Annotated in this window: 13 protein-coding genes and 2 pseudogenes; 10 read left to right on the top strand and 5 right to left on the bottom strand. The window is 58.2% G+C overall.

Going from position 1 to position 10511, the window contains the following annotated elements:
• Both EOA32_RS26350 and EOA32_RS26355 read right to left on the bottom strand, forming a co-directional pair.
• Positions 1-122: leucine zipper domain-containing protein (locus EOA32_RS26350; RefSeq protein ID WP_245474027.1), on the bottom strand; the 122-nt coding region annotated here is incomplete at its 3' end.
• 438 nt (positions 123-560) lie between these two features.
• Positions 561-842, bottom strand: a complete 282-nt coding sequence (locus EOA32_RS26355) for a DUF2285 domain-containing protein (protein ID WP_063169301.1) — start codon at positions 840-842, stop codon at positions 561-563.
• A gap of 115 nt (positions 843-957) precedes the next feature.
• Between EOA32_RS26355 and EOA32_RS26360 the strand changes: the two genes are divergently transcribed.
• A complete protein-coding gene (locus tag EOA32_RS26360; protein WP_082826573.1) occupies positions 958-1191 on the top strand; it encodes a helix-turn-helix transcriptional regulator in 234 nt (77 codons plus the stop codon).
• A gap of 438 nt (positions 1192-1629) precedes the next feature.
• Here the strand turns inward: EOA32_RS26360 and EOA32_RS26365 are convergent, their stop codons facing one another.
• A complete protein-coding gene (locus EOA32_RS26365) occupies positions 1630-1896 on the bottom strand; it encodes a DUF2285 domain-containing protein (RefSeq protein WP_063169299.1) in 267 nt (88 codons plus the stop codon).
• A 109-nt stretch (positions 1897-2005) separates the two neighbouring features.
• On the opposite strand from EOA32_RS26365, the gene EOA32_RS26370 reads away from it, so the two are divergent.
• From EOA32_RS26370 to EOA32_RS26405, 9 genes and pseudogenes are all read left to right on the top strand, one after another.
• Positions 2006-2224, top strand: a complete 219-nt coding sequence (locus tag EOA32_RS26370; RefSeq protein WP_029354714.1) for a helix-turn-helix transcriptional regulator — start codon at positions 2006-2008, stop codon at positions 2222-2224.
• Positions 2225-2881: 657 nt separating this feature from the next.
• The gene (locus tag EOA32_RS26375; protein WP_082826572.1) at positions 2882-3826 is read left to right on the top strand and encodes a DMT family transporter; all 945 of its coding nucleotides are present in this window, start codon (positions 2882-2884) and stop codon (positions 3824-3826) included.
• A complete protein-coding gene (locus tag EOA32_RS26380) occupies positions 3823-5805 on the top strand; it encodes an argininosuccinate synthase-related protein (RefSeq protein WP_063169298.1) in 1983 nt (660 codons plus the stop codon). The genes EOA32_RS26375 and EOA32_RS26380 overlap by 4 nt, the downstream gene beginning before the upstream one ends.
• Before the next feature lie 221 nt (positions 5806-6026).
• On the top strand, positions 6027-6254 hold the full coding sequence (locus tag EOA32_RS40645; protein WP_263485461.1) for an aminotransferase class III-fold pyridoxal phosphate-dependent enzyme: 228 nt from the start codon (positions 6027-6029) through the stop codon (positions 6252-6254).
• Positions 6251-6463, top strand: coding sequence for a hypothetical protein (locus tag EOA32_RS40650; protein WP_280951485.1), 213 nt, complete (start codon positions 6251-6253; stop codon positions 6461-6463). Before EOA32_RS40645 ends, EOA32_RS40650 begins: the two co-directional genes overlap by 4 nt.
• A 308-nt stretch (positions 6464-6771) precedes the next feature.
• Positions 6772-7006 (top strand): annotated as a pseudogene (locus EOA32_RS26390) (aldehyde dehydrogenase family protein); the annotation flags it as partial.
• Positions 7007-7074: 68 nt separating this feature from the next.
• Positions 7075-7730: pseudogene (locus tag EOA32_RS26395) on the top strand (IS630 family transposase); the annotation flags it as partial.
• 101 nt (positions 7731-7831) lie between these two features.
• Positions 7832-8491: a hypothetical protein gene (locus tag EOA32_RS40140; protein WP_063169296.1), complete on the top strand. Its 660-nt coding sequence runs from the start codon at positions 7832-7834 to the stop codon at positions 8489-8491.
• Between the two features lie 144 nt (positions 8492-8635).
• Positions 8636-8836 carry a hypothetical protein gene (locus EOA32_RS26405; RefSeq protein WP_244514237.1) on the top strand — a complete coding sequence of 67 codons (201 nt, stop codon included), beginning with the start codon at positions 8636-8638 and terminating at the stop codon, positions 8834-8836.
• 307 nt (positions 8837-9143) lie between these two features.
• Here the strand turns inward: EOA32_RS26405 and EOA32_RS26410 are convergent, their stop codons facing one another.
• Positions 9144-9842: an OmpW family protein gene (locus EOA32_RS26410; protein ID WP_063169295.1), complete on the bottom strand. Its 699-nt coding sequence runs from the start codon at positions 9840-9842 to the stop codon at positions 9144-9146.
• 38 nt (positions 9843-9880) lie between these two features.
• Positions 9881-10511, bottom strand: a 631-nt coding sequence (locus tag EOA32_RS26415; protein ID WP_245499390.1) for a prolyl oligopeptidase family serine peptidase, incomplete at its 5' end; no start/stop codon positions are given.

Consider the following 10511-nt stretch of genomic DNA (forward strand, 5'->3'; position numbering starts at 1 on the left):
ATCTTGGCCGACACGCCGTAGACACGCGCCGCATGGGCTTTGGAGAAAGCGCCTTCTATCACCGACAGCGCCATCTCCTCTCGACGCAGCGGTGTGAGACGGGCATTCTTATGGATGTTCATTCGGACCCTCCGGTGAGTGCTGAAGCTTGGTAACTCCAGTCTCCCCGGTCCGGTCCGAATGGACAACCTCCCGAAAGCTCACAGCTAGTCGTGCGGTTATATAGTTTCCGAGGATGGCCCGCTTGCATACCTGCCTGCCGGTAATCTCTAACCCTTGACTTAGGGCGATGGCTATCGGTTATGCGGCTTGAAAGCGAAGAGGTGGACCCTTCGTCGAGCGCCGGTACGATATGGAGTGCTGCTCCGGGCTAATACCCATCCAGACAGAGCGGAACCTTCTATCACGTCAGACGCTCGGACAGTTGCCAAACCCCGATTTCCTGGGAACTGAATTGTGCTCGCCACCGGGTCCATTTTGCCGGCGCGTCTGTGGTGCAGGCCCCGATCAGCCTGACCAATGGCACAGGAACGCTTCTATGACCGAGCACTGCGAATTTGTCAGCTGGCGAACAATTCCTTGTAGCCGCTCGTCACCATCCAGTTCGCACGGTCGAGATGACTACGAAGCGCCTTCCTGGCGCGCTCCGGTTCAAGTGCCGGATCAATGCCGAGGATCAGTTGGGCCATTTCCTCTTCGGGCGCCTCATCGGCTGAGGCGTCCAGGAGCCTCATATAGATGGTAAAGTGCGCCCTGTCGTAGGCGGTAAGACGGTCAGACCAAGGGACTTCGTCGAGCAGTGTTGAGCTTTGAGTCCTATCTGTTCCCGTTGATTGATTCATGTCTGCCGCGAACCTCGCATGTTGATCGCTGGATCCAAGGCAGAATATCCCAAAATGGGATAATCCGAAACGGGGATTAGTCGCTGAGCCGGTCTCTACCTGCCGGTTCACCTAAATGCCCAAATCTCTTCGATCTCCCCGCCACCAGCGGTTTCTGGCCCAGTTGATCTCACTGCGCAATGTCAAAGGGCTGACGCAGGCGCAGGTGGCTGAGAAGCTTGGTCGTCCGCAATCTTTCGTGGCGAAATATGAGGGTGGCGAACGGCGTCTCGATGTCATTGAGTTTCTCGACGTAACTGCGGCCCTCGATGCTGATCCGTGTGAGATTCTGTTGAGCCTGCGCACGTAGTGGGCGCCCGCGCCCATCACCGCGCGTGCCGTGTGCCGGTGGGTCGAGCCCCGCTTTTCTTGGCTCTGGCGTCTCGACCATTCCGCTGCGCCTCCTAGCGCGTCGTTAGACTCTCGCAATTCGCTCTGTTTTGTGCCTTTCTCAGCAGGTGGCGCCGCATCCTTCTAGGCCCGCCGCGGCGTCCCGCAACCCTTAGCCAGCTGTGAGCTTTCAGTAGGTTGTCCATCCGGCCCTTCGGATGCGGTGCGGCTCAGACGGCGGACCCGTTCCTGTCATGATTCGCCGCCGCACCCATTCCTGGGAAGCAGCCATTGGCGAGCGGAGGACAAAATGATGAGACAGCGAAGCGCTGGGCCATCCGCGCTGTGGTGATACGTCGATGCATGGCGGTTGCGCGACTTCGTTGCTTGAAGCGAAGCGACCGCACCGCCCATTTCGTCAACTGGCGAACAAATCCTTGTAGCCGCTCGTCACCACCCAGTTTGCACGGTCGAGATGACTGCGAAGAACGTTGCGTGCGCGCTCAGGTTCGCGTGCCGGATCAATGCCGAGGATCACTTTGGCCATTTCCTCTTCAGTGGCGTTGTCGGCCGAGGCGTCCAGGAGCCTCATATAGGTTGTAAAGTGGTCCTTGTCGTAGGCTGTAATGCGGTCCGACCAGGGGACCTCGTCGGCGAACGGCGTGTTCGATCTGGGCTGCAACATCGCTAATTCTATCTCCGGCCAATGGACCCGCGAAGCCCTGTGCCTGCTAAATGTGGATTACATATTATAGTTGATAAACTCAAGCCGCCTGATCCGCTGGCTTGCGTGCATGGATATGCGCAAGTTGGTCGGACGGAATGTGCAGAGGATCAGGCAAAGGAAGCGCCTGACGCAGGAGCAGCTTGCGGAGATTTCCGGGTTCAGTCAGCAGTACATCAGCGGCTTGGAGAAAGGCCGAAGAAATCCGACAATTATCACGATCTATGAACTGGCATTGGCCCTCGGCGTCAGCCACATGGATCTGGTTCGGCCCGACAAACAGGCATGATACACCCGCCCTCCAAGTAGCTGGCCGCCTGATGGCGCGCGCCGGGTGCTCGTGAACCCAGGCTTTTCTTAGGGTCCCCCGGCAGCCCCTGCCATTTGGCTCGCCCTGGCCCGGCGCACCCTATTGGACAGTCGGCCGCTGCGGTTTTTGTCAGCCTTTCCTGGGGCGGTCGGCATTGCCTTTTAGGCCCGCCGCGGCCTCCCGCAACCTTCGCTCTCGCTTCAGGTCCTTCTCTTGGTTACGATCCTTCGGATGCGGTTCGCCTCTTTCAGCGGGCCTAATCGCTTTCTGCCGCCCACCCCACGGGGACAGCCACGCGAGACTAGTATGGAGCGTTGCGGTTAGCGCACGAACAGCAAAGGAACTGAAAAAACAGGCAACTGTCGAAGCATGGCTGAACCAGCCATCGTGTCGGCATCTTGGAGCCGCGTGTTCGCCTTGAGGCCCTGCCGGTAGGATCCCTGCAGTTGAAGTCATTGTCGGCATTCTGACAACAATGGACATGAACCGCCGAACTATCAAGGCGACCAGGTTGTTGTCTAGCAATGGTTTTCCGAATCGGCACGGCACTTGCGTTACCAAAAACAAGTACGCCGCGGCACGGATCGCCCAAGAGGCTGAACGACCTGATCTGTTTGACCCTCGCAGCAGGGGTGGATGGCTAACACAAAGGAAACTTTGAAGGTGGACGTTTTCGAAAGTTCTCCAATACCTGTCAGGAAAACACGGACGCCATCTTTCTCGGTGGATCTAGCCTTGCTGGGAGTCGCATTCGTTTGGGGGGCGAGCTATCCGGTCGGGAAAGGCGCACTGTTCTACGCGCCGGTTTCGATACTTGTTCTTTATCGCTTCCTGATTACTACGATCATTACGGCAGTGGCTGCAAGACATGAGATCGCATTGGTCTCCTGGGGCGATTTCATCCGCGGCTTCGCATTGGGAACAATACTTTTTTGCATCTTTATTGCTGAAACTTACGGCGTTGCATCGACAAGCGCAATGAACACGGCCTTGATCATATCGCTTTGTGTGATTTTCACGCCGAGCATCGACTATGGGCTATCACGGCGACTTCCACCTACGGGCATTTTGGCAAGTGCTGCCATAGCGTGCATCGGTGTCGGCATTCTCACTGGCGGGATCAGCAGGTTCAGCCCGGGTGACGCGCTTGTCTTGGGGGCCGCGATTCTGCGAGCGGTTATGGTCGTTTCCACCAAACGCCTTCTGGCCGGCCGGCAGATTTCATCTGCAGCCCTGACGGCCATCCAAGGATCGACGGTGGCAACACTTACTTTCGTTTTGGCCGTCGCTCAGTTCGGAATTTCAGGCCTTGTTGTGAGGGCCACCCTTCAGTTTTGGGGCGCTGTTGCCTTCCTTGCACTCTTCTGCACCCTCGCTGCATTCTACATTCAAAATGCCGCAGTGAGAAAATCCACACCGACACGGGTTGGCTTCTTGATGGGAACAGAACCTTTTTTTGGTTTCGTTCTAGCGCACCTTCTTCTGAATGAGCCTTTGACAGTACCGAGCTTGATAGGCGCAGGCCTCGTCCTCGCTGCGACGTTTGCTGGCATCTGGTTTGAGAGCAGGACATCCAAATGAACCCCATCTTGGCTTCCACCAAACCCGCCATCGGCGGCATTTCGAGTTTTGAAGATCTGGAGGCTTTTCCGGACCGAACCGCACCAGTTGCAACCATGTTCAGCGGCGGTCTCGACAGCACCTATCTTCTCTACAAGCTGCAAAGCCTTGGCTTTGCGAACATTGAAGCTGTCGCAGCGGATGTCGGAACGCGCATCGATCAGCCTTTGTTGGAACGGACGGCAGCCATGTTCGGCGCGCGCTTTGTCTGCCTCGAAGGGCGGGATGCCTTTGTCGAACAAGGCGTGAAATCAGCCATTCGAGCCCACGCCAAGTACCTTGGCATCTATCCGTTGAGCAGTTCGTTGAGCCGTCCCATAATCGCATCTTTGGTTGTTAATCATGCTAGGTCAATCAACTCACGGCTGGTTCTTCATACAGCAAACCTTTCTCAAAACAGTCTTCCGCGCCTTAACAATAGCATTAAGCGCTCAGGATTTTCCGGCAACTTCGGCAGTCCGTATGAATGCTCTGTGATATCCCGACAACAGAAGACCTCCGACCTGTCCAAGTGTGGAGCGACTTTTGTGGCGGACCGCACGTGGAGCGCGGACGAAAACCTCTGGTGTCGGGAATTCGAGTCGGGGCCTTTGGAAGATCCCGAGAACTTTTCCATCCCCGAGGAGGCATTTGCTTGGACGCGCCACATTCCCGCAGAGCAGCCGGTAGAGATCAAACTCGGGTTTGCAGACGGAAGTCTCGTGTCAATTGATGACCGTGATGTTGCATTGGTCGACGCAATCCCGTTCCTGAATAACACGGTCGGCAAATTCGGGCACGGCCGCTTTGTCGGGCTTGAACACATCACAACCGGCCAAAAGGTTCTCGAAGTCCGCGAGGCCCCTGCCGCGGCCATTATCTTCGACGCGCTGCGTCACCTCGAAACCGCTTCTCTTGACGTGGCATCAATCGTTTTGAAGCAAGGGCTTGAGCAAGCCTGGTCCCAAGAGGCGGTTTCAGGTGCATGGGGCAGTACTATTCACCAGATGTGCGAACGGGCCATTGCATCCGCCCTCGAGGGCGTTAGCGGGAGCGTCAGCTACATAGTCGATCACACACGCTTTTTACCTCGGTCGATCCGAGCCAGGACGCCGAGATACATTAGGGACCGCGACCTTTGGGAATACCAAGCCGCAACCCACATAGCGTTGTCCAAAGCGTTCCGTCCTCGCCAAGTCACCAAAAGGGAGACACCCGTGGAAAACAACGCACCCCAGGCGCCGGCCAACCTCAGTCAACAATGCACTGACGGTCTGGTGACAAATGGATGGTGGTTTTCAAAAGGCGAGCGCGCCGAAGCCTGCTTTGGCATCGAAATTGATGCAGCCTGGAAGAACTTTGCTGACCATTGGAATCGACTTCTTCTCGATGAATACATGCGTGACGGCGGAACATATCGTTACCGGCGCTATAGCGCTTTTGAATATGACGCGACTGACGGAATCTTTAGGCTCCTACCCCACGCCCCCTACGAACAATCAAAAAGTGTCAATCATCTGAATGGCGGCTTCAAGCGCCACTTCGAGCCCCTTGAAAACTCCTTTATAGACCATCCCGTCTTAGAAAAGATTCTGACAGGTTTCTGCAGAATTCTATGTGAAGCCGCCCGACATGATCGTTGGAATATCAAGATCCATCCCTACCGGATTGTCGCGCGCGATGGTGTAAATGGCAAACCGGCACCCGAGGGCCTTCACCAGGACGGGGTGGACTTCATTGCTTGCTATATGATTGGGCGGGTCAACGTCACCGGCGGCATGAGCATGATCACCGACGCCTCAAAGGAGTTCCTCGGCGAGGTCGAAATGAACTCCCCGAATGATTTTGTGATCTGCAACGACCGCGAAACCTTTCACGATGTATCGTCGATTGTGGCCGAAAACCTGAAAATGCCGTACGCTTATCGCGACGTCCTTGTGATCGCCTTCGAGAAATTATAACGCCCAGCGCGCCGAGAGCATTTTCAACAAGGTTCAATACTGCTTGGTATCCTCTCGGGTGTTCCTGGTGCGGGAACAATGCAGGATTAATTTCTTGCATCTAAACACCTAGATAGCAGTTTCGCCTCTCTGGTATGATGGTTTTTGGCCTCGCGGATCTCGCGTAATACGAATGACCGTGGACACCCCCGATCTTCGCAAGAAAGTGAGAAATTATCCTCATGCTGTCCGACGAGGTGGTCTGCGGCTTCGGAGGCACCGGGAACTGGTTTGGTAGCCAGACATTTGGGATGGAACCGGACATGCTCTCGATCGCCGGGGGGCTTTCATCCGGTCACCTGCCCATTGGCGGCGTCATTATCTCGACAAGATTTATCAATGCGCCGCTGACGAGGCCCACAAGGTCGGCGTGTTCGGTCACGGTTTCACCTACTCCGGTCATCCGGTGATAGCGGCCGTCGCCGCCGAGGCGATCAGGATCTACAGCGAGATCGATTTCGTGACCCAGGCGCGTCGTCTCGGCGATCACTTGCATGGAGCCCTCGCGGACGCGCTCGGCGACCATCCGCTTGTCGGTGAAGCCCGCGGCCGCGGCTTCATCGCGGGGGTTCAGATCGTCGAGGATCGTGCGCCCGTCGCGTCTTCGCGCCCGAGCTGAGGATCGGCGATGTCGAGCGGCGGTGCCGCGAGCACGGCGTCATGATCCGCAATATGGGAGACGTGCTTGGAATCTGTCCGCCCTATATAATCACCGAAAGCGAGATCGACCCCTTGGTTGACGGCATTCGTTCTGCACTCGACGGCGCCGCTGCTGCGAATTCCCGGGTCGGTCGGGTGGCATGAGTTCCAGCATTAAGACCGACTGCTTCACTTCAGTGGATATTATCGAGCAAACGCTCACCCGAGGGGTGCACTTCATCCGTGTCCGGTACAAAACGTCACCCATGTCTCAGGTCGGGCACGCCGCTCGCCAACGACACCGAGTTCGGCCTCGCGGCCTACTTCTACACCGGCGATCTCGGTCGCGCCTTCCGCGTGATGGAAGGACTGAAGTACCGGCGTCAATGAAGGCCTGATCACCACGCCGGAGGTGCCGTTCCGCGGCGTCAAGGAATCGGGCCTCGGCAAGGAAGGCGGCCTCCAGGGCATCGTGGATTATCTCGACACCAAACATGTCTGCATCGGCGGTCTCGGCGTCTAGTGGTTCCCGCCTGACATAGGAGTCCAATCAGAGATTCCCTTTCTGGCCTGCGCGTGCGAGTCTGGCGCATGCGCACAGGAAGATCGTTCACCGTTTCGTCGGCCGATCGCGTCCGTCTGACGGCGCTGATCAGGGATCGCAACGCCCCGCAAAAGCATGTCTGGCGCGCCGAGATAGTGCTTTTGCCCGCCGACGGCGTCGGCACCGGCGAGGTCATGCGCCGCATCGGCAAGTCGAAGACCGACGTCTGGCGCTGGCAGGAGCGCTTTGCCGCGGAAGGCTGTGACGGGCTGCTGCGCGACAAGACGCGACAGTGGCGCATTCCGCCGCTCGGTCCCGATGTCGGCGAGCGCGTCGTGGCACTGACGCTTGCCGATCCGCCGGGCGAGAGGACCCACTGGACCGCCGACATGATGGCGCAAGCCGCCGCAATCAGCGCCAGCGCCGTCAGGCGCATCTGGAAGGCGCATGGTCTCGCACCCCACCGCTGGCGCCAGGTTCAAGCTCTCCAATGATCCGAAGTTCGTCGACAAGTTGCGCGCCGTCGTCGGCCTCTATCTCGATGCGCCGGCCCATGCCATCGTTCTGTCGGTCGATGAAAAGAGCCAGATCCGGCGCTCGACCGCACCCACCCGGCCTGCCGATGAAGAAGGGGCGGCTCGGTACGATGAGGCACGACTACAAGCGCAACGGCACCACCACCCTGTTCGCCGCCCTCAACGTCCACTATTGTCCCGTTGACGAGAATATCATCTTAGTTGCTTGTAAAAATTTGTTCTCCACTTCCGTCTCCATCGTATCTCAGTCAACGCGATGGAGCAGGAAATGACTACAAACATTGTGAAACTGGAAGAAGGCAGGGCAATCGGCTCTAATCGTGACGTGCCGCTGTCAGATCATGAGGCGGAAGCCCTAGGGCATCTTGCGGTGGCGCTGAGTGGCATTTCGACGACCATTCGGTCCGCCGCCTACAAACACGCGCTAAACTCTAGTCACGCGATGAAGCCCCTAAAGGAGACGGAGGACGCGCTTACCGACTACGACGCCTTGGCGAGGGCGGCGGGCCGAAAGCAGCCGAAAGCGGCGGAGGAGGACGACAGGAAGGGGGACGCCCTAGCGAGAGAGGCCGCCGCACAGGTCAGCAGGGTCGATCAGACCCGATCTTCCCGCTGGAGCAGACCGCGAAGGGTACCGGTGGCATCAACGGACTACGTTCGGCAGGTGGTCATGGCAGATAGTCAGCTTGGAGCAGTGTCGGCACTGGTAAACGCGCGGCGAGTGGCTCCAGAACGCTTCCATGCTTCTGTTCCCAGTGTAGATAATAATCCGGATGCTCCGCTTCTGACCTCTTTTTCGGACTATCTGAGCAGGGTGTGCGGACTGGAGTCAAAGTCCCGCGAAGGCGTTCTCCTGGGCAGCCGCCGCTTTCTGGATTGGTTCCATCACCACCATTCCCGGCCAAGCCCTCGGCGCGTTGACGGCTGAGCATGTCCTTGCCGCTGTCGAACATCGGCTGTCACTATCGGCGACCTCCGGTACCCGCACCGGCAGCAACTTCTCACATCGTATTGGGCTGGCCACCACGACCAGAATCTCGCGCGCGTCGTCCCCAGGACGCCCCACTGGCGTTTGGCTCATCTAACCCTCGAACTCGGCTACGGCCCGTCGACGGTCTTCTTCACATGGGTCGGATTCGACGAAATGGACGAGGTCACAGGCGACGGCCATGCTGAACTGCTCGACGACGGCTCCATCGACATCACCTTCTATCACAACGGCGACGAGGCAATCCTCAAGGCCAAACGGGACACTTCTTCAACGGCCTGCTAGGAGATCCGTGTTCGCCTTGCGCTGACAAAGAAGCTCACACATGACGTCCGGGAGACGATGCTGGCAAATGGTCTGGCTGAAGCATTCCACCCACAATACCAAAGCCCGTCCCGATCCAAAGCGCTTCTAAGCACTCCACCTCAGGCGCAAGGCCGGTTGGCCAGTGCATCTTCTTGGTCCGCCGGAAGAGAACCCCGCCCGACAATAGCTTCATGAGGTCTTGCGCTGCAGTGTCGACCGTAAAAAAGGGCGCGCGAGGCGCCCTTCATTTAAACCGGCAGTCGGGAAGCAGACTTCACTCTGATATTCAAAAGCGGTAGGTGACACCTGCGCCTATCAGCCAGGGATCGAGCTCCGCCTTCCCCGTCAGCTTCGCGCCGGTCACCGTGACGTCGAAGTCCGGCTTCAGGAAAAGCTTCTTCACGTCGAAGTTGAGGCCCCAGTGCTGGTCCACCATGTAGTCGAATCCGACCTGCAGCGCCGTGCCGAACGTGTTCTTCACCTTGAGAGCATCAGCGCTGCCAGTGTCCTGGTTGTAGAAGATCGTGTAGTTCACGCCGGCGCCGACATAAGGCTTGAACGCGCCGAGATCGGTAAAATGGTACTGCAACGTGAGTGTCGGCGGCAGCAGCCAAACTTTGCCGATGTTGCCCAACCCTCCGATCGTCCCTTGGCCCGCGATGTTGGCATAAGTGGTACCGAGTATGAGTTCGGCGGCGATGTTGTCGGTGAAGAAATACGAGATATCGAGTTCCGGCGTCACCGTGTCCGAATACGAAAGACCGGAGCCGGGAAGCGTATCAACGTAGCCCAGATCTTTCGTAACGACGCCCAACGCCCGCAGGCGGACCTGCCAAGGGATTGGCGCTTCGGTGACCGAGGCTCCCGTCTCCGCCAGGACGGTCTCTGCTTGCGCAGGCTCCGCGGCGACGGCCTGCTGTCCCACCATGATCAGGGCCACCGCCGCTGCTGTTGCCCGCGCTACGCCCATTCGCGTTCTCGCCATGAGATTCACTCCTTGATGTTCAGAAAGGATGCACTGCACTATTTCGTCTCCTGCTCGAATGAATTGTTGATGGACCTCAAATGCCCCTCTTGCGTTGCAACGCGTTCCGCCGTCTCCGGAGGGTGATCGTTGAAGCCGATTGCGCTGCGGAGAAAATTGGTGCCTAGACTGATGAATGCGGCTTGCTCCCGATTGTCCTCGCCGCAGCCGTGCCCGCCTGCGCTGGCCTCGTAGAAGTAAGCGGGATAGCCAAGAGCCTGCAGTTTTGCGGCCATCTTGCGCGCATGGCCCGGATGGACGCGGTCGTCGCGTTTCGTGGTGGCGATCAGGATAGGCGGATAGGGCTGTCCCGGCGCTGCGGCGTGATAGGCGGAGATTTCCTTCAGGAAAGCCCAATCGTGAACCTTGTCCGGATCGCCATATTCGTCGATCCAGCTCGCGCCCGCCAAGAGCTTGGTGTAGCGACGCATGTCGATAAGCGGTGCTGTGCAGAACAGAGCCCCGAAATGCTCAGGATAGCGGGTCAGCATGTTTGCGATCAGCAGGCCGCCATTTGAGCCACCCTCGGCGGCAATCCGCCTCGGCAGGGTGATGCCCCTTCGCACGAGGTCGGAGGCAACGGCGGCGAAATCGTCGTGGGCGAGACGCTTGCCCTCCCTGCGCCCGGCT

It is taken from the genome of Mesorhizobium sp. M1A.F.Ca.ET.072.01.1.1 (genome assembly GCF_004023325.1).
Taxonomy (GTDB): Bacteria; Pseudomonadota; Alphaproteobacteria; order Rhizobiales; family Rhizobiaceae; genus Mesorhizobium.